Raw genomic sequence first — 26528 nt, forward strand, 5'->3', positions numbered from 1 at the left:
ATGCCCCTCAAGTGGCTGCGCCGCAACCTCGTGGTCATCGCGGGACTGGCGACGCTCGCGTACCTGATCCTGCCGAACATCGTCGTCATGGTGTTCTCGTTCAACAAGCCGAACGGGCGCTTCAACTACTCCTGGACGCGGTTCTCGACCGACGCCTGGCAGGACCCGTGCGGGGTCGCCGACATGTGCGGCTCGCTCTCGCTCTCGCTCCAGATCGCCGTCTGGGCGACGATCGGCGCGACCGCGCTCGGCACGATGATCGCGTTCGCCCTGGTCCGCTACCGGTTCCGGGCGCGTGGCGCGATCAACTCGCTGATCTTCCTGCCGATGGCGATGCCCGAGGTCGTGATGGCCGCCTCCCTGCTCACGCTCTTCCTCAACATGGGCGCGCAGCTGGGCTTCTGGACGATCCTGATCGCCCACATCATGTTCTGCCTGAGCTTCGTCGTCACCGCCGTCAAGGCCCGCGTGATGTCCATGGACCCCCGGCTCGAGGAGGCCGCGCGCGACCTCTACGCCGGGCCAGTCCAGACGTTCCTGCGGGTGACGCTGCCGATCGCGTCGCCCGGTATCGCGGCGGGCGCGCTGCTCGCCTTCGCGCTCTCCTTCGACGACTTCATCATCACCAACTTCAACGCGGGCTCCACCGTGACCTTCCCCATGTTCGTGTGGGGCTCGGCGCAGCGCGGCACGCCCGTGCAGATCAACGTCATCGGGACGGCCATGTTCATCATCGCCGTCGTGGTGGTCACCACCGGACAATTCATTGCGAACCGGCGCAAGAACAGCGCGAAAGCGTAACCCACGCAGTTCCTGAGGGAGTTGAAATCATGGCCGTGACCCGAGCCATGAGCAGTGCGGCAACGAAGTCTCTCGCGGGCGCGAAGCCCGTTCCCTTCTGGCTGGAGGACCCCGGCCGCCCCGAGGCGCTGCCCGCCCTCACCGGCGACGAGAGGTGCGACCTCCTCGTCGTCGGCGGCGGATACAGCGGGCTGTGGACCGCGCTGATCGCCAAGGAGCGCGAGCCCGGACGCGACGTCGTCCTCATCGAGGGCAAGGAGATCGGCTGGGCCGCCTCCGGCCGCAACGGCGGCTTCTGCGCCGCCTCCCTCACCCACGGGCTCGGCAACGGCCTGGCCCGCTGGCCCGACGAGCTCGCCCGGCTCGAAGAGCTGGGCGCGGCGAACCTCGACGCCATCGAGGCCGCCGTCGCCCGCTACCGGATCGACTGCGACTTCGAGCGGACCGGCGAGATCGACGTCGCCACCGAACCCCACCAGCTCGAAGAGCTGCACGAGATGTACGAGGAGGCCACGAACCTGGGCTTCGGCGGGCTCGAACTCCTCGACGAGGAGGCGCTGCGGGCCGAGGTCGACTCGCCCACCTTCCTCGGCGGGCTCTGGGACCGCGACGGCGTCGCCATGCTCCATCCGGCCAAGCTCGTCTGGGGGCTGAAGCGGGCCTGTCTCGACCTGGGCGTACGGATCTACGAGCACACGCCGGGCCTCTCCCTGGCCCGGGTCGGCACCGGCATGGGCGTGCGCACCCCGTACGGGAGGATCCGCGCCGAGCACGTCGCGCTCGGCACCAACGTGTTCCCCTCGCTGGTCAAGCGGCTGCGGCCGTACACGGTCCCGGTGTACGACTACGCGCTGATGACGGAGCCGCTCAACGCCGCCCAGCTCGCCTCGATCGGCTGGCACGGGCGCCAGGGGCTCGGGGACGCGGCCAACCAGTTCCACTACTTCCGGCTGTCCGCCGACAACCGCATCCTGTGGGGCGGCTACGACGCCGTCTATCCGTACGGCGGGAAGGTGCGGAGCGAGTACGACGACCGGCCCGAGACCTACGCCAAGCTCGCCGAGCAGTTCTTCCACTGCTTCCCGCAGCTGGAGGGGCTGGCGTTCAGCCACGCCTGGGGCGGCGCGATCGACACCTGCTCGCGCTTCTCGGCGTTCTTCGGCACCGCCCACGCCGGCCGGGTCGCGTACGCCGCCGGGTACACCGGGCTCGGGGTCGGCGCGACCCGCTTCGGCGCCGAGGTGATGCTCGACCTGCTCGCGGGCGAGCGGACCGAGCGCACCGAACTGGAGATGGTGCGCACCAAGCCGCTGCCCTTCCCGCCGGAGCCGGTGGCCTGGGCGGGCATCGGCATCACCAAGTGGTCGCTGGCCCGCGCCGACGAGCGGGGCGGCCGCCGCAACCTGTGGCTCAGGGCGATGGACCGGGTCGGTCTCGGCTTCGACTCCTGACCCACCGGCCCCGTCGGTCGACCGCTCGATCCTCTGTGCGCCCCCGGTCACGCCGGGGGCGCACATCTTTCGATCATGGTGTGACCGGGTTCACCACCACGAGGTGGCCGAAGTCGCGTCATAGTCCGGACCCACGCCGCTCTCCCTCGGGACGCACCGGGCGCTGCCCGGTGCGGTGGAACCGGATCGGAGGACGGCAATGACTGCCTCGGGGTCGAAGACCGCGGTGGAATGGCTGGCGTCGGTGGCGCCGGATCCCGACGCCTGCCGGTGGGAATGGGAGCGCAACCCCCTGGGGGTCGCTCTCCTTCCGGCCGGCAGGCGCTGGGACGTACTGATCCTGCCGGGCGAGCTCGGGCACGGCGCGCTGGAGGTGCTGGCCCGGCTCGTGGACCGGCCGGGCCCCGTGCTGGCCGACTTCGGTGACGCGCGGGTGGGGTTCTTCGTGCCGCCCGGCACCGCGGGGCGGTGGCTGGGGACGGGGGTGCGGGGCGCGGGCCGCGGCACCTGGGTCGTGGTGCCGTACCCGGGCCGGGCGTGCGGTGGGGTGCGCTGGCTGGTGCCGCCCGACGGCTCGGGCACGCTCACCGATCCCACCCTCCTGGAACTGGCGATGCACGAGGCGGCGGCCCGCCTCGCCCGCGAGGGGGGCAAGCGGGAAGGGCCTGAAGTCCCATAGACCCTGAGACCCCTGACGACGCCAAGACCCCCGGGAAGCGCAGGAAACGCAGAGACCCCTGGAAGCGCAGGAAACGCAGAAATGGGGGACTGAGTCGGGGCGGCTCGGCGCCGGACACCTTGACAAGCCGATTGGTCTGGACCATGTTGTGCGGGCTTCGTGTCTCAATACCCCCTTGCCGGGAGGCAGTTGTGGACCGCACCAGACATCCCGCCCTGTGGCCATCCCTCTGTGCCGCCCTGACGGCGGCCGCCCTCGCCGCGGCCGGACTCGTCGCCGCGGCGCCGACCGCGCGCGCCGCCGACCCCGACCTCATGCGCAACGGCGGCTTCGAATCCGGACTCGACGGCTGGAACTGCACCGCGGGCAGCGGGACCGTGGTCTCCTCGCCCGTGCACAGCGGCACCGGCGCGCTGCGGGCCACCCCGGCGGGCAGCGACAACGCGCAGTGTTCCCAGACCGTGGCCGTCCAGCCCAACTCGGCGTACACGCTGAGCGGTTGGGTGCAGGGCAGCTACGTCTACCTCGGCGCCTCGGGCACCGGCACCACCGACGTGTCGGCCTGGACCCAGTCCGCGCCGTCCTGGCAGCGGCTGACGACCACCTTCAAGACCGGCGCGAACACCACCTCGGTGACCGTCTACACCCACGGCTGGTACGGCACCGGCGCGTACGGGGCAGACGACGTGACCCTGACCGGGCCCGGCGGCGCCCCCGTCCAGATACCCGCCGCCCCCGCCGGTCTCACCGCGTCCGGCGCCACCTCCTCGTCCGTGAACCTGGCCTGGTCCGCCTCGGCGGGCGCCACCGGCTACACCGTCTACCGGGACGGCGCCAAGGCGGCCTCGGTGAGCGGGACTTCGGCCACCGTCACGGGTCTGGCCCCCGCCACCTCGTACGCCTTCCAGGTCACCGCGACCAACAGCGCGGGGGAGTCCCCGAAGTCGGCCACCGTCACCGCGGCCACCACGTCCGGCGGCGGCAACCCGCCGCCCTCGGGCCACGCCCTGGTCGGCTATCTGCACGCCTCGTTCGCCAACGGCGCGGGCTACACGCGCATGGCGGACGTGCCCGACGACTGGAACATCATCGACCTCGCCTTCGGCGAACCGACCTCCCCGACCTCGGGCGACATCCGCTTCAACCTGTGCCAGGTCAGTGAGTGCCCCACCGTCGAGCCGCTCGCCGACTTCAAGGCGGCCATCAAGGCCAAGCAGGCCGCGGGCAAGAAGGTGCTGATCTCCATCGGCGGCCAGAACGGCCAGGTCCAGCTCACCACGACCGCCGCCCGCGACACCTTCGTCTCCTCCGTCTCGAAGATCATCGACGACTACGGCCTGGACGGGCTCGACATCGACTTCGAGGGGCACTCCCTCTCGCTGAACACCGGCGACACGGACTTCCGCAGCCCGACGACCCCCGTCATCGTCAACCTCATCGACGCCCTGAAGACCCTCAAGGCCAAGTACGGCCCGGCGTTCGTCCTGACGATGGCCCCGGAGACGTTCTTCGTGCAGATGGGCTACCAGTACTACGGCTCGGGCCCCTGGGGCGGGCAGGACCCGCGCTGCGGCGCCTACCTCCCGGTCATCTACGCGCTGCGCGACTCCCTCACGCTGCTGCACGTCCAGGACTACAACTCCGGCTCGATCATGGGCCTGGACAACCAGTACCACTCGATGGGCGGCTCGGACTTCCACATCGCCATGACGGACATGCTGCTCACCGGCTTCCCGGTGACGGGCGACGCCGCGAAGACGTTCCCGGCGCTGCGGCCCGACCAGGTCGCCATCGGTCTGCCCGCCTCCAGTCAGGCGGGCAACGGCTGGACCGCTCCGGCCGAGGTCACCAAGACCCTGGACTGCCTCACGAAGAAGGCCAACTGCGGCTCGTACGCGACCCACGGCAGCTGGCCGGGGCTGCGCGGCCTGATGACCTGGTCCATCAACTGGGACCGGTTCAACGGCGGCGAGTTCTCGAAGAACTACGACGCATACCCGTGGAGCTGACCACCAGCAGCGCCCCGCACAGGCAGCAGCTGGCCAGCACGTCGAGCGGCCAGTGGTAGCCGTGCAGCACCAGACCGATGCCCGTCGCCGCCGTCAGCGCCCCCGCGGCGGCGGGCATCGGCCACCGGCGGCGTACCAGGGGGGAGAGCAGCAGAGCGGCACTCCCGTACGCCACCATCGCGGTCGCGGTGTGCCCCGAGGGGTAGTAGCCGGTGGCCGGGTCGAACGGGCCCGGGCGGGCGATCCACTCCTTGAGCGGCACCACGAGCAGGGGCACCAGGGCCATCGTCGCGGCGGCGATCAGGGCCCGGCGGCGCAGCCCGCGCCACAGGGCGTACCCGATGGCCAGGGCGAGGACCGGCAGCGCGACCGGCATGCTGCCGAGGTCGGCGAGCGCCTCGGCGAACCAGGAGGGGCCGTGGCCGGTGAGCGAGGGGGCCACGCGCTCGTCGAGACGGCGCAGCGGGCCGCCGGACGCGACCTGCCAGGTGATCACCGCGAACGCGCAGAGCAGGGCGGCGAAGAGGAAAGCCGGCCGCCCCGGAACAGGGGGGGAGGTTCCGGGGCGGCCGCCTGGACCGGTGTACCGCGCGCCCCGGGGGGTGTGGGGCGGACGGCCATCCGATCGGTGAGGAGTTCCGGAGCCGGAGGCTCCAGTGGTGTGCGCGAGGGCACGACCAGGGCAAGGCTGGGGATGCTCGGCCCTGGAGTCGCCCGCAGTCCCCTGCGGGCGGGGTGTTTCTCTCATCTGCAGAAACCGTACGGCAGAGGACGGGGGGACCGACAGCGGGAACTCCATCCCGCCATTGGCCCCCCACACCTTCTTCACAGGCGGTGTCACACGCCGGTGAAGGCCTGCTCGATGATGTCCAGGCCCTCGTTCAGCAGGTCCTCGCCGATGACCAGCGGAGGCAGGAAGCGCAGGACGTTGCCGTAGGTGCCGCAGGTCAGGACGAGCAGCCCCTCCGCGTGGCAGGCCTTGGCGAGCGCGCCGGCGGCCTCCGGGTTCGGGGTCTTGGAGGCGCGGTCCTTGACCAGCTCGATGGCGATCATGGCGCCGCGGCCGCGGATGTCGCCGATGATGTCGTACTTCTCGGCCATCGTCGCGAGGCGGGCCTTCATGACCTCCTCGATGCGCTTGGCCTTGCCGTTGAGGTCGAGCTCCTTCATCGTCTCGATCGCGCCGAGCGCGGCGGCGCAGGCCACCGGGTTGCCGCCGTAGGTGCCGCCGAGGCCGCCCGCGTGCGCGGCGTCCATGATCTCGGCGCGGCCCGTGACGGCGGCGAGCGGCAGGCCGCCCGCGATGCCCTTGGCGGTGGTGATCAGGTCCGGGACGATGCCCTCGTCCTCACAGGCGAACCACTGGCCGGTGCGGCAGAAGCCGGACTGGATCTCGTCCGCGACGAACACGATGCCGTTGTCCTTGGCGAACTGGCTGATCGCGGGCAGGAAGCCCTTGGCCGGCTCGATGAAGCCGCCCTCGCCGAGCACCGGCTCGATGATGATCGCGGCGACGTTGTCCGCGCCGATCTGCTTGTTGATCATGTCGATGGCCTGCGCGGACGCCTCGGCGCCGGCGTTCTCCGGGCCGGTGAGCCAGCGGTAGCCGTAGGCCACCGGAACCCGGTAGACCTCGGGCGCGAACGGGCCGAAGCCGTTCTTGTACGGCATGTTCTTGCTCGTCAGCGCCATCGTCAGATTGGTGCGGCCGTGGTAGCCGTGGTCGAAGACGACGACGGCCTGGCGCTTGGTGTACGCACGGGCGATCTTGACGGCGTTCTCGACGGCCTCGGCGCCCGAGTTGAACAGCGCGGACTTCTTGGCGTGGTCGCCCGGCGTCAGCTCGGCGAGCTGCTCGGCGACGGCGACGTAGCCCTCGTACGGCGTGACCATGAAGCAGGTGTGCGTGAAGTCCTGCAGCTGGGCGCTCGCGCGGCGCACCACGGCCTCGGCGGAGGCGCCGACCGAGGTCACCGCGATGCCGGAGCCGAAGTCGATCAGGCGGTTGCCGTCGACGTCCTCGATGATGCCGCCGCCCGCGCGCGCGGTGAAGACCGGCAGCGTGGAGCCCACACCGGCGGCGACCGCCGCGAGACGGCGGGCCTGAAGCTCCTGCGACTTCGGGCCGGGGATGGCGGTGACGACGCGGCGCTCCTGCGGGATCGCGCTCATGAGGGGCTCCTGGAGATCTTCTGGGGGATGCGGACGCTTCCTTGGCTTTCCTCGCAGGCTAGAGCGCCCGGGCGGGCCGCGGCATGCTCCGTTCGGTAGTGGTGGGGGTGTGCCCCTTGTCCTCGGCGGACAGTTGCCCCGGATGGGCGCGCGGTGCGCGGCAGCGGTGAACCGCCGGGCACTGCCACTAGATTGAGCGTTCGCACCGCTCGGAACGGACCTGGCTGGTCAGGGGGCAAGGGGTCGATGGACACCGAAGGCACGCACGACGCACGCGGCACCCGTTCGGGGGGCGTCCCGCGCCCCGCCGGACCGCCCCCGCGCCCGGCGCTCCCGCCCCGGCCCGTCGAGGCGCCGACGGGCGGGACCGCCCTCGGCGACTGGCTGCGCACCCCGCGCGCCCCCGCCGAGCCGGGTCTGTGGCGCTTCGGCCACCGGCCGCGCCCGGACGCCGACCCGGACCGGGTGCCCGACCGGGCGCTGCTCGTGGGCGCGCTCGTCGCCCTGCTCGCGGCCACCCTCGTCTGGTCGCTGTGGACCAACGGCTACGTCCCGCACAGCCGCGTCCTGCTCGAACTCTTCACCCCCACCGAATGGTGGACCTACCCGCGACCGCCGCAGGCGCTGACCGCCATCGAGGTCTACAACAGCCTGTTCGCGGCGCTGCTGATCTTCGTGTTCGGGCGGATGGGCAACTGGCTGGAGGTCTTCCGCCGCTACGCCGTGGACTGCCCCCAGCCCGAGCGGACCCTGCGCACCGGCCTCGCGGGCGCCTTCGCGGTCTGGCTCGTGATCGGGACCGGACTGTTCCCGTTCTTCTTCACCATCTGGAGCCTGTTCCCGCTGTCGTGGACCACCGGCGACGGCGACCGGGCGGTGGCCACCTTCGTCAACTACGCCCTGTACGTCCTGGTCGGCGCCGCCGTGCTGTGGCCCTTCGCCAAGGCGGGCGACTGGCTCGGGCAGCTGCGCGGGCGCAAGGCCGCCCCCGCGCCGGGGACCCCGGCCGCGCCCCCCGCCGCCCTCGCGCCCTCCCCGGCCGACTGGCCCCAGCTGCGCGCCGCCGGGCAGAGCGCCGCCGCCGACCGGCTCGTGGCCGAGGAGCGGTCCGGGCGCATGAACGACGTCGACTGCGTACGGATCCGGCGTGCCTGGGCCTCGGTGAAGGCCGACCCGTCCCGGCTCGGCGCGTTCACCGAGGCCGTCGCGGACCAGGGCGCGCGGGCCTGTCTGCATCCCTCCGGCGACCGCGATCTGCCCGCCCGCGCGGCCACCCACGACCTGCTCACCTCGCAGGTGCGGATCGGCCGCTACCCCGACACGGAGCGCACCCCGGCCGGCCGCAGGGGAGCGGGCGCGGCCGTCGACCCGGCCGCGCTCGGCTCCTCGCTCCTCGCGGTCGGACCGTTCGGCTCGGGCAAGACCCGGCACCTGGTCCGGCCCGTGGTGGAGTCGCTCGCCCTCCAGGCGCTCGCCGGAAAGGCCGCCGTCGTCGCGGTGTGCGCGGCGGGCACACCGCTGGGCCCCGACGACGGCTACGACGTGGTGATCAAGCCCGGCGACGCGGCATCCGCGTACGACCTCGACCTGTACGGCGGCACCACCGACCCCGACGAGGCCGCCGCCCTGCTCGCCGAGGCCTTCGCGGGCGACCTCCCCGAGGTCGACTCGCGGCGCGCCGCGACCGCCCTCGCCCAGCTGCTCGGCCCCTACCGCGCGGCCCACGGGTCCTTCCCCTCCGTCCCCGTCCTGCGGGAACTCCTGGACGGGTCGCCCGGCGCGATGGAAGCGCTCCGGGCGCGCCTGGACGCCGAAGCGCACCGCGCCTACCACCGCGAACTCGACGCCCGCGAGCGGCAGTTGGGATCCCCGGGCGACCCGGGGCTCGCGCTCGCCGCACGCGTGGCGGTGCTCGACCGCCCCGCCTTCGAGGGATTCTTCGACACCACCGGCGAGAGCCGGCCGTTCTCGCTGCGCTCGCTAGAACACCCCCTGCGGGTACGGATCGACGTGCCCGAACGCGGCCACCCGGAGGCGGCCCACCTGCTGACCCGCCTCGTCCTCGCCCAGTTCACCGCGGCGGCGGCCGCCCGCAGGGACCGCTCCCTCTTCGCCTTCCTGGCCGTCGACGACGCCACCCACGCCGTCACCGCCGAGTCCGTACGGGCCGTGCAGCGGCTGCGGAACTGCAACGCCGGAGTGCTGCTCACGCTGCGCGCGCTCGGCGACGTACCGGAGCAGCTGCACACGTCGCTGCTCGGGTCGGTCGGCTGCCACATGACGTTCTCCGGGGTCACCACCTGGGACGGGCGGCTCTTCGCGCAGGCGTGGGGCACCGAGTGGGTCGAGACCACCGAGGTCGCCAAGCACACCGTCTTCGCCGACCAGCCGCTCACCCGCGCGGTCCACGCGCTGCGCAAGCTCGTCACCGGCAAGGCCGTCACCACCGACGCCGTCACGGTGCGCAAGGTCGAGCGGGAGCGCTGGTCGGCCTCCGAGCTCGCCCACCAGGTGCCCGCGGGGCACGCGGTGCTCTCGCTGACGACGGTGAACGGAGAACACGCCCCGCCGCTCCTGGTCGACCTGCGCGGATGAGGCCGGTACCGGTCGGTCGACCGGCACCCCGGAACCTGGCCGGGCTGGCAAAATGGAGGTGCCCCGTTCATACGGGACGTAGCAGTCGCGTCCCGCACCTCCGCCGAAGGTAGCCCGGTCCCATGCCGCCCACGCTCGCCTCGCTCGTCCAGCACTCGGCGCTCAAGCTCACCGTGCGCGCGGGTGAGGAGCACCTGGACCGCCCGGTGCGCTGGGCCCACGTCAGCGAACTCGCCGACCCCGTCCCGTACATGGAGGGCGGCGAACTGCTGCTCATCACCGCGATGACGCTGGACGCCGAGAACCCCCAGGCCATGCGCCGCTATGTGCGCAGGCTGGCCAGGGCCGGGGTGGTCGGGCTCGGCTTCGCCGTCGGCGTCAACTACGACACGGTGCCGGACGCACTGCTCACGGCGGCCCGCGAGGAGGGCCTGCCGCTCCTGGAGGTGCCCCGTCGCACCCCGTTCCTGGCCATCTCCAAGGAGGTCTCGGCGGCCATCTCGGCCGACCAGTACCGCGCGGTCACCGCCGGGTTCGCGGCGCAGCGCGAGCTCACCAAGGCGGCCCTCGCCGACGGCCCGTCCGTTTTGATCGCCAAGCTCGCCGCGCATGTCGACGGCTGGGCCGCGCTGTACGACGCCTCCGGCGCGGTCGTGGCCGCCGCCCCGGACTGGGCCGCGCGGCGCGCCGCCCGGCTGACCGCCGACGTCGCCCGGCTGCGCGATCGCGCGGCCCCGGCCAGCGCGGTGGTCGGCGGCGCCGAGGACGCCTCCGGCGACCGCGTCGAGCTCCAGTCGCTCGGCACCGGACGCCGGGTGCGCGGCGCGCTCGCCGTCGGCACGGGAGCGCCGCTCGGCACGGCGGAGCGGTACGCCGTGCACTCCGCGGTCGCCCTGCTGACCCTGACGACCGAGCGCTCCCGGTCCCTCCAGGCGGCCGAACAGCGCCTGGGCGCGGCGGTCCTGCGCATGCTCCTGTCCGGCCAGCAGGACCACGCCCGGGCGGTCGCGGGCGATCTCTACGGCGGGCTCCTGGACGCGCCGTACCGCCTGGTCATCGCCGAGGTCGCGGGCGAGGGCGAGCCCGCCGGGCTCGGCGCGCTCGCCGAGGCCATGGAGTCGGCCGCCGCCCGCGGCGGCGAGGCGGTGCTCGTGGTGCCGGAGGGCGAGCGGCTCGTCGTGCTCGCCGCGGACGGCGGCGAGGCCGTCACCGCCTGCCAGCGGCACGAGGACGCCGAGGGCGAGGAACTCGTCGTGGGGCTCTCCGCCCCGGCCGGGCCGATCGCGGCGGCCTCCGCCTACAAGCAGGCCGAGCAGGCGCTCTCGGTGGCCCGGCGGCGCGGCAAACGGCTGGTCGAGCACGAGGACCTCGCGGCGGGGTCCGTCCTCCCTCTCCTCGCCGACGACGCGGTGCGGGCCTTCGCGGACGGGATGCTCCGGGGGCTGTACGAGCACGACGCGACGGGGCGCGGGGATCTGGTCGCCTCGCTGCGGGCGTGGCTGTCGCGGCACGGGCAGTGGGACGCGGCGGCGGCGGACCTGGGGGTGCATCGGCACACCCTCCGATACCGGATACGGCGGGTCGAGGAGATCCTGGGGCGGTCCCTGGAGGACCCCGATGTCCGCATGGAGCTGTGGCTGGCCCTGAAGGCGACGACGCCCCCCGACCACCCCTGACCCCCCGGGGCCTGCCCCGCTCCCCGAAGGGCTGCGCCCCTCTGCCCCCTCGGCCTGCGGACCGCCCGCTCCTCGCGCAGTTCCCCGCGCCCCTCAACCCGCTTTCACCTGCGGGCCGTGCGTGGCCATTCGCGCAGTTCCCCGCGCCCCCAACCCCGTTCCACGTGCGGGCCGTGCTCGCTTCTCGCGCAGTTCCCCGCGCCCCTGGTAGTGCGTGCTTGCCACTCTGCGGGTGCGGGGTCGCTGCGTCCCCACCTGTTTTCGTCCGCGGGCCGTGGACGGCGGGTCGCGCAGTTCCCCGCGCCCCAACCCCGTTCCACGTGCGGACCGTGCTCGCTTCTCGCGCAGTTCCCCGCGCCCCTTAACAGGACGGTGCTGGCCCGCGTGGGCATTGAGGGCGGGTGGCCTTTGGGTGTGAACGGGGGCTGGGGCGGAGCCCTGGGTGGGGTGGGGGATGACAAAGCGGCGTGCCGCGGGGGCCGACCACTCCACCTCGGACAAACGCACACCCCCGCCCCCCGGCCTACGGTGAGGGCATGACTGCTACCCACGCCTTCTGGCTCGCCGGCCGCGAGGCCACCGGCGACGACAGCTTCGATGTCACTTCGCCCTGGGACGGCCGGCTCGTCGCCTCGGTCAGCGTCCCCACCGACGCCCAGGTCGAGGAGGCCGTGGCCGCGGCCCACGCGGTGGTGGAGGAGTTCGCGGCGACCCCGGCGCACGTACGGGCCGCCGCCCTCGACCACGTGTCCAAGCGGCTCGCCGAGCGCACCGAGGAGATCGCGCAGCTGATCTCCGCCGAGAACGGCAAGCCCATCAAGTGGGCCCGCGGCGAGGTCGGCCGCGCGGTGTCCGTGTTCCGCTTCGCGGCCGAGGAGGCCCGGCGCTTCAACGGCGGCGAGGCCCAGCGCCTCGACACCGACGGCGGCGGCGTGGGCCGCCTCGCCCTGACCCGCCGCTTCCCCAAGGGCGTCGTCCTCGGCATCGCGCCGTTCAACTTCCCGCTGAACCTGTGCGCCCACAAGGTCGCCCCGGCCATCGCGGTGGGCGCGCCGATCGTCCTGAAGCCCGCCCCCGCGACTCCGCTGTCGGGCCTCATCCTCGGTGAGCTGCTCGCCGAGACCGAGCTGCCCGTCGGCTCGTGGAGCATCCTGCCGGTCGCCAACGACAAGATGCCGGCCCTGGTGCAGGACGACCGCCTCCCGGTCATCTCCTTCACCGGCTCCGACAAGGTCGGCTACGCGATCATGGACTCGGTGCCGCGCAAGCACTGCACCCTGGAGCTCGGCGGCAACGGCGCGGCCGTCGTCCTGGGCGACTGGGCCTCGGAGGAGGACCTGGACTGGGCGGCGACCCGCATCGCCACCTTCTCCAACTACCAGGGCGGCCAGTCCTGCATCTCCGTGCAGCGCGTCATCGCGGACGCCGCCGTGTACGACCGGCTGCTCCCGAAGATCGTCGCGGCCGTCGAGGCCCAGGTCACCGGTGACCCGTCCGACTCGGCCACCGACGTCGGCCCGCTGGTCAGCGAGGACGCCGCCCGCCGCGTCGAGTCCTGGGTGGACGAGGCCGTACAGGCCGGTGCCAAGCTGCTCACCGGCGGCGGGCGCGACGGCGCCTCCTACGCGCCCACCGTGCTCACCGAGCTGCCCGCCGACACCACCCTCGCCTGCGAGGAGGTCTTCGGGCCGGTCCTGACCGTGCAGAAGGTGGACGGCGAGGCCGAGGCGTTCGCCGCGGTCAACTCCTCCAAGTACGGCCTCCAGGCGGGGGTGTTCACGCACGACCTGGGGACCGCCTTCCGCGCCCACCGGGCCCTTGAGGTCGGCGGCGTCATCATCGGTGACGTGCCGTCCTACCGCGCCGACCAGATGCCGTACGGCGGCGCCAAGGCCTCCGGAGTGGGCCGCGAGGGCGTGCGCTACGCGATGGACGACTACACCTACGAGCGCGTCCTCGTCCTGACGGGCCTCGCCCTGTAGCCACCCGGCGCACCGAGACCGGCGGCCGGAACCCACTGTGCGGGGGTTCCGGCCGCCGCCGTACGCCCGGGCAGGCGCGAGGGGTGGTCCAAGTGCCGGGAATCGGGTACATACGGACGAGTAGCACCACCCGGTAACGGGCAGCCGCCCGCACCCGTCAGCCCGCGGCGAGGAGAACCCCTCAATGACCGCACCACAGCACACGCCCAAGGTCTCCGAGCGCGAGGCGCGCCAGGTCGCCGAGGCCGCCCGCGAGCAGGACTGGCGCAAGCCCAGCTTCGCGAAGGAACTCTTCCTCGGTCGGCTGCGCCTCGATCTGATCCACCCCCATCCGCTGCCCGCACCGGACGACGTGGAGCGCGGCGAGGCCTTCCTCGCCAAGATGCGCGACTTCTGCGAGACCCGGGTGGACGGACGGCTCATCGAGCGCGAGTCGCGGATCCCCGACGAGGTGGTCAACGGGCTCAAGGAGCTCGGCGCCTTCGGGATGAAGATCGACACCAAGTACGGCGGCCTGGGCCTGACCCAGGTCTACTACAACAAGGCGCTCACGCTGGCCGGTTCGGCCAGCCCGGCGATCGGCGCGCTGCTCTCCGCGCACCAGTCGATCGGCGTGCCCCAGCCGCTCAAGCTGTTCGGCACCCAGGAGCAGAAGGACACCTTCCTGCCGCGCTGCGCCCGTACGGACATCTCCGCCTTCCTGCTCACCGAGCCCGACGTGGGCTCCGACCCGGCCCGGCTCGCGACCGCGGCGGTGCCCGACGGCGACGACTACGTCCTGGACGGCGTGAAGCTGTGGACCACCAACGGCGTGGTCGCCGACCTGCTCGTGGTGATGGCCAGGGTGCCGAGGTCCGAGGGCCACAAGGGCGGCATCACGGCCTTCGTCGTCGAGGCGGACTCGCCGGGCGTCACCGTGGAGAACCGCAATGCCTTCATGGGCCTGCGCGGCATCGAGAACGGCGTGACCCGCTTCCACCAGGTCCGCGTCCCGGCCGCCCACCGGATCGGCCCCGAGGGCTCCGGCCTCAAGATCGCCCTGACCACGCTCAACACTGGCCGCCTCTCGCTGCCCGCGCTCTGCGTCGGCGGCGGCAAGTGGTGTCTGAAGATCGCCCGCGAATGGGCGGGGGTCCGCGAGCAGTGGGGCCGGCCGGTCGCCCGGCACGAGGCGGTCGGCGCGAAGATCTCCTTCATCGCGGCCACCACCTTCGCCCTCGAAGCCATGACCGACCTCTCCTCGCAGATGGCCGACGAGGACCGCAACGACATCCGCATCGAGGCGGCCCTGGCCAAGCTGTACGGGTCCGAGATGGCCTGGCTGATGACGGACGAGCTGGTCCAGATCCGCGGCGGCCGCGGCTTCGAGACCGCCGACTCGCTCGCCGCCCGCGGGGAGCGGGCCGTACCCGCCGAGCAGATGCTCCGCGACATGCGGATCAACCGGATCTTCGAGGGCTCGACGGAGATCATGCACCTGCTGATCGCCCGGGAGGCGGTCGACGCCCACCTGTCCGTGGCGGGCGATCTGATCGACCCCGACAAGTCCCTCCAGGACAAGGCGAAGGCGGGCGCGGGCGCGGCCGGGTTCTACGCCAAGTGGCTGCCCAAGCTGATCGCGGGCCCGGGCCAACTCCCGCGCTCGTACGCCGAGTTCGGTCCGCTCGCACAGCATCTGCGGTACGCCGAGCGCTCCGCGCGCAAGCTCGCCCGCTCGACCTTCTACGCGATGTCGCGCTGGCAGGGCCGGATGGAGACCAAGCAGGGCTTCCTCGGCCGGATCGTCGACATCGGGGCCGAGCTGTTCGCGATGAGCGCGGCCTGTGTGCGGGCCGAGCACCTGCGCGCCACCGGCGAGAACGGCCGTGAGGCCCTCCAACTGGCCGACGCGTTCTGCCGTCAGTCCCGCATCCGCGTGGAGGAGCTGTTCACGCGCCTGTGGAGCAACACCGACGACCTCGACCGCAAGATCGTGGACGAGGTGCTCGCCGGTTCGTACACCTGGCTGGAAGAGGGCGTCCTCGACCCCTCCGACGACGGCCCCTGGATCGCGGACGCGACCCCCGGCCCGGCCAAGCGCGACAACGTCCACCGCCCCATCCGCTGAGCGCAGGCCCGGTCCCGGCGGCGGAGCGACGGGTTCCGCTCCGCCGCCCGGGGCCGCGGGCGCCGCCCCGACAGCGGGGTACGGGACGGCGCCCGCGCACTCGTCCCGGTCTTCTTGGCGGGAGCGCTGTTCGGCCGCACAGCGGATGCGGCAACAATGGGGGCATGAGCGACAGCCCAGCCCCCCTCGCCGACCCCCACATCGCCTTCGACCCGGCCGAAGGCCGACGCGATGTGGTGGTCCTCGGATCCACCGGGTCCATCGGTACCCAGGCCATCGACCTGGTCCTGCGAAACCCCGACCGCTTCCGCGTGACCGCGCTCTCCGCGGCCGGCGGACGGGTCGAGCTGCTCGCCGAGCAGGCGCGCCGGCTCGGGGTCCGTGCCGTCGCGGTGGCCCGCGAGGACGCGGTGCCCGCGCTGCGCGAGGCGCTGACGGCGCAGTACGGCGGCGAGCGGCTCCCGGAGATCCTCGCGGGCCCCGACGCGGCCACCGAGCTCGCGGGCTCGCCCTGCCACACCGTCCTCAACGGAATCACCGGCTCCATCGGGCTCGCCCCGACGCTGGCCGCCCTGGAGGCCGGCCGCACCCTCGCGCTCGCCAACAAGGAGTCGCTGATCGTCGGCGGCCCGCTCGTCAAGGCGATCGCCGAGCCGGGCCAGATCATCCCCGTCGACTCGGAGCACGCCGCGCTCTTCCAGGCGCTGGCCGCGGGCAAGCGCGCCGATGTGCGCAAGCTCGTGGTGACGGCGTCCGGCGGCCCGTTCCGGGGCCGCACCAGGAGCGAGCTCGCGGACGTCACCCCGGCCGATGCGCTGGCCCACCCCACCTGGGCGATGGGCCCCGTCATCACCGTCAACTCCGCGACCCTCGTCAACAAGGGCCTGGAGGTGATCGAGGCCCACCTGCTCTACGACATCCCCTTCGAGCGCATCGAGGTCGTCGTCCACCCGCAGTCCTACGTGCACTCCATGGTCGAGTTCACCGACGGCTCCACGCTGGCCCAGGCCACTCCGCCGGACATGCGCGGGCCGATCGCGATCGGGCTCGGCTGGCCCGAGCGGATTCCCGACGCGGCCCCCGCCTTCGACTGGTCCAAGGCCTCGACCTGGGAGTTCTTCCCCCTCGAGAACGACGCGTTCCCCTCGGTGGGACTCGCCCGGCACGTCGGGGAACTGGGCGGGACGGCTCCGGCGGTGTTCAATGCCGCGAACGAGGAGTGCGTGGACGCGTTCCTCGCCGGGCGGCTCCCGTTCAGCGGGATCATGGAGACGGTGACGGACGTCGTCACCGAACACGGAACGCCCTCGGCGGGAACTTCCCTCACGGTCTCGGACGTCCTGGAAGCGGAGACCTGGGCACGCGCCCGGGCCCGGGAACTCGCGGTGAAGGCGACAGCGGAGGCACGCGCATGACGATCCTGTTGACGGTCCTCGGCATAGCGCTCTTCGCCGTCGGGCTGCTCATCTCCATCGCGTGGCACGAACTCGGCCACCTCTCCACGGCCAAGCTCTTCGGCATCCGCGTGCCCCAGTACATGGTGGGCTTCGGCCCGACGATCTGGTCGCGCAAGAAGGGCGACACGGAGTACGGGATCAAGGCGGTGCCCGCCGGCGGCTACATCCGCATGATCGGCATGTTCCCGCCCGGCGCGGACGGCCGCATAGAGGCCCGGTCGACCTCGCCGTTCCGCGGCATGATCGAGGACGCCAGGGCGGCGGCCTTCGAGGAGCTCCAGCCCGGCGACGAGGACCGGCTCTTCTACACGCGCAAGCCGTGGAAGCGCGTCATCGTCATGTTCGCGGGCCCGTTCATGAACCTGATCCTCGCGGTCGCGATCTTCCTCACCGTGCTGATGGGCTTCGGCATGGCGGCCCAGACCACCGAGGTCGCCGGCGTCCAGAAGTGCGTGATCGCGCAGAGCGAGAAGCGCGAGACCTGCAAGCCGGGCGACGCGGTCTCACCCGCCGAGGCCGCGGGCCTGAAGACCGGCGACAAGATCGTCGCGTTCAACGGCAAGCCGGTGAAGAACTGGTCCGACCTCTCCGACCGCATCCGCGAGACCATCGGCCCGGCCACGGTCACCGTCGAGCGCGCCGGCCAGCAGGTCGTCCTGCACCCCACCCTGGCCAAGAACATGGTGTCCAAGAAGGACTCCGACGGCCAGGCCGTCCCCGACCAGTACGTTCCGGCCGGCTACCTCGGCTTCGCCCCCAAGACCGAGATCCAGCCGCTCACCTTCGGCGAGTCCGTGAACCGCATGGGCGACATGGTGCAGAACGGCGTGCACTCGATCATCGCCCTGCCCGGCAAGATCCCGGACCTGTGGAACGCGGCCTTCGACGGCGGCGAGCGCAAGGCCGACTCCCCGGTCGGCGTGGTCGGCGCGGCCCGGCTCAGCGGCGAGGTGCTCAACCTGGACGCTCCGACGCCGAACATCATCGCGACGTTCCTGTTCCTGCTCGCGGGCTTCAACCTGTCGCTGTTCCTCTTCAACATGCTGCCGCTGCTGCCGCTGGACGGCGGCCACATCGCGGGAGCCCTGTGGGAGTCCCTGCGACGCAACGTCGCCCGCGTCCTCAAGCGCGCCGACCCGGGCCCGTTCGACGTGGCCAAGCTGATGCCGGTCGCGTACGTGGTGGCCGGAATCTTCATCTGCTTCACGCTGCTCGTCCTGGTGGCGGACGTGGTGAACCCGGTGAAGATCACCTGACGGCCGCGCGGGAGACGTCTGCCGTACGCGCGGGGCGTACGCGGTGACGGACGCGGACAGGGGCGGCTCGGGCGCACATCGTGCCCGAGCCGCCCCTTCGCGTGAACTCCGGGGGCACTGTGTGCCCGGGGGCCCCAGGGTGACGTAACCTCGAAGGCTGGAGCCCGCCGATCTCGGGACCTTGATCCACACCTTGGGGTTGCACAGCAGATGACTGCGATTTCACTGGGAATGCCGTCCGTACCGACCAGGCTTGCCGAGCGTCGCAAGAGCCGTCAGATCCAGGTCGGGTCGGTGGCGGTCGGCGGGGACGCACCCGTCTCGGTGCAGTCCATGACCACGACACGGACGTCGGACATTGGTGCGACGTTGCAGCAGATCGCCGAGTTGACGGCGTCGGGCTGTCAGATCGTGCGGGTGGCGTGTCCGACGCAGGACGACGCGGACGCGTTGGCGACGATCGCGCGGAAGTCGCAGATCCCGGTGATCGCGGACATTCACTTCCAGCCGAAGTACGTGTTCGCGGCGATCGACGCGGGGTGTGCGGCGGTGCGGGTGAATCCGGGCAACATCAAGCAGTTCGACGACAAGGTCAAGGAGATCGCGCTCGCGGCGAAGGACGCGGGGACGCCGATCCGGATCGGTGTGAACGCGGGTTCGCTGGATGCGCGGCTGCTGAAGAAGTACGGGAAGGCGACGCCGGAGGCTCTGGTGGAGTCGGCGCTGTGGGAGGCGTCGCTGTTCGAGGAGCACGGGTTCAGGGACATCAAGATCTCGGTGAAGCACAACGACCCGGTGGTGATGGTGAATGCCTACCGTCAGCTGGCTACGCAGTGCGACTACCCGCTGCACCTGGGGGTGACCGAGGCGGGTCCGGCGTTCCAGGGCACGATCAAGTCGGCGGTCGCGTTCGGTGCGCTGCTGGCGGAGGGTATCGGGGACACGATCCGGGTCTCGCTGTCGGCTCCGCCGGCGGAGGAGATCAAGGTGGGTATCCAGATCCTGGAGTCGCTGAATCTGCGGCAGCGTCGTCTGGAGATCGTGTCGTGTCCGTCGTGTGGTCGGGCTCAGGTGGATGTCTACAAGCTTGCCGAGGAGGTCACGGCGGGTCTTGAGGGCATGGAGGTGCCGTTGCGGGTCGCGGTGATGGGCTGTGTGGTGAACGGTCCGGGTGAGGCGCGTGAGGCGGATCTGGGTGTGGCGTCGGGCAATGGCAAGGGTCAGATCTTCGTGAAGGGCGAGGTCATCAAGACGGTGCCGGAGTCGAAGATCGTGGAGACGCTGATCGACGAGGCGATGAAGATCGCCGAACAGATGGAGAAGGACGGCATCGCCTCCGGCGAGCCCCAGGTGTCGGTAGCGGGCTGAGGCCCGGCGCGGGGGCCCGCTCGGCCTGTTCGGCCCGGGGCCCGGGCGGGCCGTCCGGGCTGGGGCGGCGCGGGTGGGAGAGGGGCGGGTACAGTGCGGAGATCAGCAGACCGTACCGTGAGGCCCCCTCGTGTTGATGCAGACCACCACCCGGGTCCTCGAACCCGGCGACCTCGGCGCGGCGCTCGCCATCCTGGAGAGCGACCCGGTCGTCAATGCCTTCGTGACCTCCCGCGTGCAGATCGCCGGCCTCGACCCCTGGCGGCTGGGCGGTGAGATGTGGGGCTGGTACGCCGACGGCAGGCTGCGCTCCCTGTGCTACTCCGGCGCCAACCTCGTACCGATCTGCGCGACGCCCGAGGCGGTACGTTCCTTCGCCGACCGTGCCCGCCGCACCGGCCGCCGCTGCTCCTCGATCGTCGGCCCCGCCGAACCCACCGCCGAGCTGTGGCGGCTGCTCGAACCGCACTGGGGCCCGGCCCGCGACGTACGCCCGCACCAGCCGCTGATGGTCGCCGAGAAGATGCCCGACGACATCGCCCCGGACCCGTACGTCCGCCGGATCCGCAAGGACGAGATGGACGTGATCATGCCGGCCTGCGTCGCCATGTTCACCGAGGAAGTAGGCGTCTCCCCGCTCGCGGGCGACGGCGGACTGCTCTACCAGGCCCGCGTCGCCGAACTCGTGGGCTCCGGGCGCTCGTTCGCCCGCATCGAGGACGGCAAGGTCGTCTTCAAGGCCGAGATCGGCGCCGCCACCAACCAGGCCTGCCAGATCCAGGGCGTCTGGGTCGCCCCCGAACACCGGGGCAAGGGTCTTTCGGCCACCGGCATGGCGGCCGTGCTGCGCTACGCGCTGGCGGACGTGGCCCCGGTCGTGAGTCTGTACGTGAACGACTTCAACGCCCCCGCCAGGGCCTGCTACCGGCGGGTCGGTTTCCGTGAGACCGGAGCGTTCATGAGCGTGCTGTTCTGAGGTTAGGGTGCGGCCATGCCTGCTGACTCTGACGTACTGGTCGGACCGCTCGACCTCGCGGCCCGCGTGGACGAGGCCCTCGCCGTACAGGCGGTCGCCTTCGGACTCAGCGCCGAGGAGGTCGGGGTGCGCCGCCACATCGTGCTGCGCCACCTGTCCTACCCGGGGGCCAGGGCGCTCGGCGCCACCACCGCCGACGGCCGCTTGGCGGGCTTCGTGTACGGGATGCCCAACGACCGGGCCCACTGGTGGTCCACCGTCGTCGAACCGTATCTGCGCAACAACGGCGCCGAAGGGTGGCTGGACGACTCCTTCGTGATCACCGAGCTGCACGTCCACCCCGCCTTCCAGGGCCGGGGCCTGGGCCGCGCGCTCATCACCACCATCACCGACACCGCCACCGAGCCCCGCTCGATCCTCTCCGCGATCGACACGGAGAGCCCCGCACGCGCCCTGTACCGCTCGCTCGGCTACGCCGACCTGGCCGGTCAGGTGCACTTCCCGAGCGCGGCGCGACCGTACGCCGTGATGGGCGCGCCCCTCCCGCTGCTCCGCCCCGGGGCCGTGGGACACCGGTAGGCAGCGATGTTCCGGTAAACGGATTTCCGCGCACTCGGGCGGCCCGGATAACCTCCAGGCATCACCCCGTGCACGTACAGGAGAGAAATCCATGGCAGCCGCCCAGGTTCAGCGCATGTCCCGTCTGCTGGCCAAGACATTGCGCGACGACCCGGCGGACGCCGAGACGCTCAGCCACAAGCTCCTGGTCCGCGCCGGTTACGTCCGGCGCAACGCCGCCGGCATCTGGACCTGGCTGCCGCTCGGCAAGAAGGTCCTGGACAACATCTCCACCGTCGTGCGCGAGGAGATGGACGCCATCGGCGCGCAGGAGGTCCTGCTGCCAGCGCTGCTGCCCAAGGACGCGTACGAGGCGAGCGGCCGCTGGGAGGAGTACGGCGACCTGCTGTTCCGCCTCAAGGACCGCAAGGGCGGCGAGTACCTGCTCGGCCCGACGCACGAAGAGATCTTCACGCAGACGGTCAAGGACCAGTGCACGTCCTACAAGGACCTGCCGGTCATGCTGTACCAGATCCAGACGAAGTACCGCGACGAGGCCCGCCCGCGCTCCGGCGTGCTGCGCGGCCGCGAGTTCCAGATGAAGGACTCGTACTCCTTCGACACCACCGACGAGGGCCTCGCCGAGTCGTACGCGCTGCACCGCGCCGCCTACCAGAAGATCTTCGCGCGCCTGGGCCTCGACTACCGCATCGTGTCCGCCGTCTCCGGCGCCATGGGCGGTTCCGCGTCCGAGGAGTTCCTGGCCCCGGCCGCCGCGGGCGAGGACACCTTCGTGGACTGCCCGGCCTGCGCGTACGCGGCGAACACCGAGGCCGTGACCTTCGTGGCCGCCCCCGTCGACGGCTCGGCGCACGGCCAGGTCGAGGAACTCGCCACCCCCGACACCCCCACCATCGAGACCCTCGCCGCCCACCTGGGCGTCCCGGCCTCGGCCACCCTGAAGAACCTGCTGGTCAAGGTGGACGGCGAGATCGTCGCCGTCGGCGTCCCGGGCGACCGCGAGGTCGACCTCGGCAAGCTGGGCGAGCACCTGGCGCCCGCGGTCGTGGAGCTCGTGACCGCCGAGGACTTCGCGGACCGCCCCGACCTGGTGCGCGGCTACGTCGGCCCGCAGGGTCTGGAGAAGGTCCGCTACATCGCCGACCCGCGCGTCGCGCCCGGCACCGCGTGGATCACCGGCGCCAACAAGCCGGACACCCACGCCCGGAACGTGGTCTGCGGCCGGGACTTCGAGGTCGACGACGTCCTCGACGTCGTGGTGGTCGAGGAGGGCGACCCCTGCCCCTCCTGCGGCGCCGGTCTGAAGCTCGACCGCGCGATCGAGATCGGGCACATCTTCCAGCTCGGCCGCAAGTACGCCGACACCTTCCAGCTCGACGTCCTCGGCAAGGAGGGCAAGCCGGTCCGCGTCACGATGGGGTCGTACGGCATCGGCGTCTCCCGCGCGGTGGCGGCGCTCGCCGAGCAGACGGCGGACGACAAGGGGCTGTGCTGGCCGGCCGAGATCGCCCCGGCGGACGTGCACATCGTCGCCGCGGGCAAGGCGGCCCAGGTCGAGGCCGCCCTCGACGCGGCCGAGCAGCTGCGTGCGGCCGGGCTGCGCGTCCTGGTCGACGACCGGGCCGGGGTCTCGCCCGGTGTGAAGTTCACCGACGCCGAGCTGATCGGCGTGCCGAAAATTCTGGTGGCGGGGCGTCGGGTGGGCGAGGGTGTCTTCGAGCTGAAGGATCGGCGTAGCGGTGAGCGCGAGGAGCTTCCGCTCGCGGAGGCGGTGGCTCGGCTGTCCGCCTGACGTCGGGCTTTTCCCCCACCCCGCCCCTTCCCGATGTTCCAGAGTCATAGTTCTGGAGTGATCGGGTCGTGGCGGTATCTACGCAGGTCAGGCAGTCAAAGACACGCTCGGTCCCTACGGGGGGCATGGATAAGGCATACGTACCCGTAGGAATCACTTCGACCGAGACCCTGCGGGGTGTGCGGTGCGTCCGATTGTCGGTGCGCACGGACGAGACGACCAGCCCCGAGCGGCAGCGCGAGTCGGACGACCAAGCGGCGGCAGCCCTCGGTATCGACTTCGGCGAGGGTGGCGCACTGCGTGAAGCGGTGGACCTGGACGTGTCCGCGTCCAAGGTCGGCCCCTTCGACCGTCCCCAGCTCGGCAAGTGGCTCGCGCAGCCGGACACCTTTGACGCCCTGGTCTTCTGGCGGTTCGACCGGGCCATCCGGTCCATGCAAGACATGCACGAGCTTGCGAAGTGGGCCCGCAAGCACCGCAAGATGATCGTCTTCGCCGAGGGACTGGGCGGCACGGGTCGGCTCGTCTTCGACTTCCGCAACCCCATGGACCCCATGAGCGAACTCATGATGATGATGTTCGCGTTCGCGGCACAGGTCGAAACCCAGTCAACCAGCGACCGCGTGACCGGCGCACAGGCCGCCATGCGGAAGATGCCCCTTCGGTGGCGTGGCGGCGGCAAGACCACGTATGGCTACCTCCCCGCCCCCATGCCGAAGGAACACGGTGGGGTCGGCTGGACGCTCGTTCCTGACCCGGTAGCCGTCAAGGTCATTGAGCGCATCATTGCCGCCCTGCTGTCCGGGCTCGCCCCGCTCGCTATCGCGCGCATGCTCAACGCGGACAAGGTGCTGTCCCCGTCCGCGCACTGGGCCGCCTACAAGGCCCGCACGAAGAACAAGGGCGCGGAACCCGCCGAGAACGCGACCCCGAAGCGGAAGCCCGCGCAGTGGCGAGCCGAAACCATCGTCAAGATGCTGACGAGTACGGCCCTGCTGGGCTGGAAGCTCCACCGCGGCAACCCGATCCGTGACGACCAGGGCAACCCGATCCTTGCCGCCGAGACGCCGATCCTCACCCGCGAAGAATTCGACCAGGTCGGCGCGCTCCTTGCCCCCAAGCCCGTCGCCGAGCGTCCCCCTGCCCGCAAGGACTCCGGGGCTCTGCTGCTGCGCGTGATCCACTGCGACGGCTGCGGCTCCCGCATGTACCTGAACAAGGGCTATTACGGGTGCTCGTCCTACAAGTACGGATCGGACTGCCCTGCACCCTCGGTTGTGCGCGCGGACTGGGCAGACGAGTACGTGAGCGCCGAGTTCCTGCGACTGGTCGGCCCCGTGCAGATCACCCGCACCATAGAGATACCCGGCTACGATCCTCAGCCCGAGATCGATGCCACGGTGGCCGAGTTCGCCGAGCACCAGAAGCAGAAGGGGCGCCAGAAGTCCAAGGCCGCGCAAGCCGAGTGGCAACGTCACGCGGACGCGCTCGATGCACGGTTGGCCGAGCTGGAAGCACGGGAGAAGACCGAGCCCCGCCGCGACGTGATCGGAACGGGACGCACCTACGCAGACAACTGGAACAACGCAGACAACGTGGCACGGCGCACGATGCTCGTAGAGGCTGGGGCACGGCTCATGGTGAAGCGTGGTACCCGGGGTGGATGGCGGACGCTCGACCTACGGCGCGTCCACTTCACCATCAACGGCGACCTTGACCCCGCCATTGAAGAGAACGCCACCATGGCCGACGAGATCGCAACCGAGAACAACCCGAAGCACGCGCCCACGCCCGGCACCAACGCACACCGCAACATCGCCGCGCAGACGTTCGCCACGGCTGCCTAGCGGTCCGTCTGTGACCGAGTGCGTTCCGGTGGTCTCTTGTGACCGCCGGACCCTCGGCTTACCTCTATCGGCGTATACGCTCAGTCCACCCCGCGCCGACATGGAGAGTGCGGGACAGGGCTGGTGCACGACGGTCCCTAGAGCCCGAAAATGCAGTACGACCAGCCCGCACCGCCCCGGTAGTCCTCGCGGACCGCCGGGGCTTTCTCGTGCTCGCACACGGCCGCGTAGGCCCTCGCTGGCTCGCCCTCGGGCGGCGCTCCCTTCACAGCGGGAGGCGAAAGGGTGTTGAGGGTGTCGAACTTCGACACTTTTTTAGGTAACCAGAAAAAACCTAAGAGAAAGAGAAAACGGGGTCTCTGTCGGCACCCCAGCACCGCTCGGGAGCCACACCACCTTCGGTCCCTACAGATGGGGCACCAGGAAGAGACCAAAGAACGGGCGACCGCCTACCGCACGCAACGGGCAGGGCGCGCACCACCTTCGGTCCCTACTACTGGGGCAAGCGAGAGCGGGACTACCGCGCACCCACCCAACGGGGGAATCCGGCGGACTGAGTGCCCGCTCTCGGTTACAGCGTTGCCCGTGCACCACGCGCCCCGCCGTTACCGGGGTGGTTGCAGGGGTCGTGAGGCAACGCGTGCGGGGACTGCACCGCCCACGAGTAACCCGCCCACCAGGGCGTGCCGAAAGGGGTTGTAAGCGCGTGCAGTCCCCTCGTTGTCGTCGCCACACGGTGGGGACGACACAAGCCCGCTGACCCAACGGCAGAGGTGCGTGTACCGGCTCGGCTCGCCCGAGATAGCGGCCACAGAGTTCCCCGGTTCGAGTCCGGGGGCGGGCACTCGACAACAACGAGCACCAGGCGGTGACACATGACTCCCTGCATTGAGTGCAGCGAGACAGCAACTCGGCGCGGACGATGCGCAGTTCACGACCAGGCCCACCAGGACCGTCCCTCGGTTCGGGCTCGCCGATCGCGCGGACGGCGACGCGCAAAGCGGTTCGACGCTGCGGCACGGCTCCGCCGGCGAGTGCAGGAACGAGGCTCGGCCTGGTGCGACTGGTGCTTGGGCGACTTCCCCGCGGACGGGGTGGACGTGGACCATGTGCGCCCGCTGTCCCTCGGTGGCGAGGACATAGACAGCAACGTTCAGGTGCTGTGCCACGGGTGCCATGGACTCAAGACCGCTACGGAGTTTGGGCGGGTGGCACCTCACGTTGGCGCAGGTGCAGTTCCGGCCTGGGCCCCACTCCCCATGAACCCGCCGATGAAAGCACTTCAGGGGTGCGGCCGGAGCGTTGTCAGTATTCGCCTTCCGCAGGCGGTTCGGGCGTGAGGGGTTCGCCTTCCGCAGGCGGTTCGGGTGCGGAAGGCGTTCCGATCTCGTCATCGTTCTCGGCGGCAGCGTTCTTCCCCATGCCGACGAGGTTCTTGAGGGCGTCTGCGAGTGACATCGGTTCTCCTCCTTGGGCGCCGATAGCGGGCCCACACTGAAGAAGGGCCCTGCTACCAGCATGTGCACAGACGAGCAGCGGGCATGCAGGGAGTGGAGCGAGCTGACCCAAACGGGTGACGTCGGCATTTTTGCCCGATGGCGCTGCCGCGTAAGCGTTGAGTTTCAGCCGATCAAGCTCGTCGGGGCGTGGACGCGTGCTCTATTTCGCCATGAGGCCCCCGCAACTGGAGGTGATCCCCCATGCCCCGTAAGCCCCGCCCCCCTTGCTCCATCCCTGGGTGCCCCGAGCTGACCACTGGTGGCCGCTGCGAGGCTCACCGA

Annotated in this window: 20 protein-coding genes; 16 read left to right on the top strand and 4 right to left on the bottom strand. The window is 71.3% G+C overall.

From position 1 onward, the window contains the following. From AC07F3_RS26720 to AC07F3_RS26735, 4 genes are all read left to right on the top strand, one after another. Window positions 1-801 (top strand): ABC transporter permease, encoded by an 801-nt coding sequence (locus AC07F3_RS26720; RefSeq protein ID WP_479117039.1) that lies wholly within the window; start codon window positions 1-3, stop codon window positions 799-801. A gap of 29 nt (window positions 802-830) precedes the next feature. Next, entirely contained in the window at window positions 831-2252 is a 1422-nt protein-coding gene (locus AC07F3_RS26725; protein ID WP_479116961.1) for an NAD(P)/FAD-dependent oxidoreductase, read from the top strand. Between the two features lie 199 nt (window positions 2253-2451). Beyond that, window positions 2452-2931 (top strand): hypothetical protein, encoded by a 480-nt coding sequence (locus tag AC07F3_RS26730; protein WP_479116962.1) that lies wholly within the window; start codon window positions 2452-2454, stop codon window positions 2929-2931. 191 nt (window positions 2932-3122) lie between these two features. After that, entirely contained in the window at window positions 3123-4940 is a 1818-nt protein-coding gene (locus tag AC07F3_RS26735; RefSeq protein ID WP_479116963.1) for a chitinase, read from the top strand. Here the strand turns inward: AC07F3_RS26735 and AC07F3_RS26740 are convergent. Beyond that, window positions 4891-5688 carry a phosphatase PAP2 family protein gene (locus AC07F3_RS26740; RefSeq protein WP_479116964.1) on the bottom strand — a complete coding sequence of 266 codons (798 nt, stop codon included), beginning with the start codon at window positions 5686-5688 and terminating at the stop codon, window positions 4891-4893. The two genes, AC07F3_RS26735 and AC07F3_RS26740, sit on opposite strands and share 50 nt — an antisense overlap. A gap of 89 nt (window positions 5689-5777) precedes the next feature. Further along, a complete protein-coding gene (gabT, locus tag AC07F3_RS26745) occupies window positions 5778-7112 on the bottom strand; it encodes a 4-aminobutyrate--2-oxoglutarate transaminase (RefSeq protein ID WP_114040464.1) in 1335 nt (444 codons plus the stop codon). Between the two features lie 246 nt (window positions 7113-7358). On the opposite strand from gabT, the gene AC07F3_RS26750 reads away from it, so the two are divergent. The 11 genes from AC07F3_RS26750 (at window position 7359) to AC07F3_RS26800 (ending at window position 24747) form a co-directional block, all read left to right on the top strand. Next, the gene (locus tag AC07F3_RS26750; RefSeq protein ID WP_479116965.1) at window positions 7359-9707 is read left to right on the top strand and encodes an ATP/GTP-binding protein; all 2349 of its coding nucleotides are present in this window, start codon (window positions 7359-7361) and stop codon (window positions 9705-9707) included. A 122-nt stretch (window positions 9708-9829) separates the two neighbouring features. Then, window positions 9830-11383 (top strand): PucR family transcriptional regulator, encoded by a 1554-nt coding sequence (locus AC07F3_RS26755; RefSeq protein WP_479116966.1) that lies wholly within the window; start codon window positions 9830-9832, stop codon window positions 11381-11383. Window positions 11384-11919: 536 nt separating this feature from the next. Further along, window positions 11920-13365: an aldehyde dehydrogenase family protein gene (locus AC07F3_RS26760; protein ID WP_479116967.1), complete on the top strand. Its 1446-nt coding sequence runs from the start codon at window positions 11920-11922 to the stop codon at window positions 13363-13365. Window positions 13366-13549: 184 nt separating this feature from the next. Then, window positions 13550-15472: an acyl-CoA dehydrogenase family protein gene (locus tag AC07F3_RS26765; RefSeq protein WP_479116968.1), complete on the top strand. Its 1923-nt coding sequence runs from the start codon at window positions 13550-13552 to the stop codon at window positions 15470-15472. 164 nt (window positions 15473-15636) lie between these two features. Beyond that, window positions 15637-16887 carry a 1-deoxy-D-xylulose-5-phosphate reductoisomerase gene (gene dxr / locus AC07F3_RS26770; protein WP_479116969.1) on the top strand — a complete coding sequence of 417 codons (1251 nt, stop codon included), beginning with the start codon at window positions 15637-15639 and terminating at the stop codon, window positions 16885-16887. Continuing rightward, window positions 16884-18185, top strand: coding sequence for a M50 family metallopeptidase (locus AC07F3_RS26775; RefSeq protein WP_479116970.1), 1302 nt, complete (start codon window positions 16884-16886; stop codon window positions 18183-18185). The genes dxr and AC07F3_RS26775 overlap by 4 nt, the downstream gene beginning before the upstream one ends. A 210-nt stretch (window positions 18186-18395) precedes the next feature. Then, on the top strand, window positions 18396-19553 hold the full coding sequence (gene ispG / locus AC07F3_RS26780; RefSeq protein WP_479116971.1) for a flavodoxin-dependent (E)-4-hydroxy-3-methylbut-2-enyl-diphosphate synthase: 1158 nt from the start codon (window positions 18396-18398) through the stop codon (window positions 19551-19553). Window positions 19554-19683: 130 nt separating this feature from the next. Further along, complete coding sequence (locus tag AC07F3_RS26785) at window positions 19684-20529, top strand: GNAT family N-acetyltransferase (protein WP_479116972.1); 846 nt, start codon at window positions 19684-19686, stop codon at window positions 20527-20529. A 15-nt stretch (window positions 20530-20544) separates the two neighbouring features. Further along, window positions 20545-21108, top strand: a complete 564-nt coding sequence (locus AC07F3_RS26790; protein WP_479116973.1) for a GNAT family N-acetyltransferase — start codon at window positions 20545-20547, stop codon at window positions 21106-21108. Window positions 21109-21199: 91 nt separating this feature from the next. Further along, window positions 21200-22900, top strand: coding sequence for a proline--tRNA ligase (locus AC07F3_RS26795; protein ID WP_479116974.1), 1701 nt, complete (start codon window positions 21200-21202; stop codon window positions 22898-22900). Window positions 22901-23025: 125 nt separating this feature from the next. Beyond that, window positions 23026-24747: a recombinase family protein gene (locus AC07F3_RS26800; protein ID WP_479117040.1), complete on the top strand. Its 1722-nt coding sequence runs from the start codon at window positions 23026-23028 to the stop codon at window positions 24745-24747. 137 nt (window positions 24748-24884) lie between these two features. On the opposite strand, the gene AC07F3_RS26805 is transcribed toward AC07F3_RS26800, so the two are convergent. Continuing rightward, window positions 24885-25058: a hypothetical protein gene (locus tag AC07F3_RS26805; RefSeq protein ID WP_479116975.1), complete on the bottom strand. Its 174-nt coding sequence runs from the start codon at window positions 25056-25058 to the stop codon at window positions 24885-24887. A 564-nt stretch (window positions 25059-25622) separates the two neighbouring features. Here AC07F3_RS26805 and AC07F3_RS26810 point away from each other — a divergent pair. Next, complete coding sequence (locus AC07F3_RS26810; protein WP_479116976.1) at window positions 25623-26087, top strand: HNH endonuclease; 465 nt, start codon at window positions 25623-25625, stop codon at window positions 26085-26087. Here the strand turns inward: AC07F3_RS26810 and AC07F3_RS26815 are convergent. Beyond that, window positions 26053-26205, bottom strand: a complete 153-nt coding sequence (locus AC07F3_RS26815; RefSeq protein ID WP_479116977.1) for a hypothetical protein — start codon at window positions 26203-26205, stop codon at window positions 26053-26055. The two genes, AC07F3_RS26810 and AC07F3_RS26815, sit on opposite strands and share 35 nt — an antisense overlap. Window positions 26206-26528 lie beyond the last annotated feature (323 nt).

This window comes from Streptomyces sp. NPDC045846, from assembly GCF_056431605.1.

Bases quoted from the DNA above. Each gene is read 5' to 3' on its own strand.
- AC07F3_RS26800 (WP_479117040.1), top strand. From the start codon at position 23,026: ATGGATAAGGCATACGTACCCGTAGGAATCACTTCGACCGAGACCCTG.
- AC07F3_RS26750 (WP_479116965.1), top strand. From the start codon at position 7,359: ATGGACACCGAAGGCACGCACGACGCACGCGGCACCCGTTCGGGGGGC.
- AC07F3_RS26815 (WP_479116977.1), bottom strand. From the start codon at position 26,205: ATGTCACTCGCAGACGCCCTCAAGAACCTCGTCGGCATGGGGAAGAAC.
- AC07F3_RS26755 (WP_479116966.1), top strand. From the start codon at position 9,830: ATGCCGCCCACGCTCGCCTCGCTCGTCCAGCACTCGGCGCTCAAGCTC.
- AC07F3_RS26740 (WP_479116964.1), bottom strand. From the start codon at position 5,688: ATGAGAGAAACACCCCGCCCGCAGGGGACTGCGGGCGACTCCAGGGCC.
- AC07F3_RS26775 (WP_479116970.1), top strand. From the start codon at position 16,884: ATGACGATCCTGTTGACGGTCCTCGGCATAGCGCTCTTCGCCGTCGGG.
- AC07F3_RS26760 (WP_479116967.1), top strand. From the start codon at position 11,920: ATGACTGCTACCCACGCCTTCTGGCTCGCCGGCCGCGAGGCCACCGGC.
- AC07F3_RS26720 (WP_479117039.1), top strand. From the start codon at position 1: ATGCCCCTCAAGTGGCTGCGCCGCAACCTCGTGGTCATCGCGGGACTG.
- AC07F3_RS26810 (WP_479116976.1), top strand. From the start codon at position 25,623: ATGACTCCCTGCATTGAGTGCAGCGAGACAGCAACTCGGCGCGGACGA.
- AC07F3_RS26765 (WP_479116968.1), top strand. From the start codon at position 13,550: ATGACCGCACCACAGCACACGCCCAAGGTCTCCGAGCGCGAGGCGCGC.
- AC07F3_RS26795 (WP_479116974.1), top strand. From the start codon at position 21,200: ATGGCAGCCGCCCAGGTTCAGCGCATGTCCCGTCTGCTGGCCAAGACA.
- gabT (WP_114040464.1), bottom strand. From the start codon at position 7,112: ATGAGCGCGATCCCGCAGGAGCGCCGCGTCGTCACCGCCATCCCCGGC.
- AC07F3_RS26725 (WP_479116961.1), top strand. From the start codon at position 831: ATGGCCGTGACCCGAGCCATGAGCAGTGCGGCAACGAAGTCTCTCGCG.
- AC07F3_RS26730 (WP_479116962.1), top strand. From the start codon at position 2,452: ATGACTGCCTCGGGGTCGAAGACCGCGGTGGAATGGCTGGCGTCGGTG.
- AC07F3_RS26790 (WP_479116973.1), top strand. From the start codon at position 20,545: ATGCCTGCTGACTCTGACGTACTGGTCGGACCGCTCGACCTCGCGGCC.
- ispG (WP_479116971.1), top strand. From the start codon at position 18,396: ATGACTGCGATTTCACTGGGAATGCCGTCCGTACCGACCAGGCTTGCC.
- dxr (WP_479116969.1), top strand. From the start codon at position 15,637: ATGAGCGACAGCCCAGCCCCCCTCGCCGACCCCCACATCGCCTTCGAC.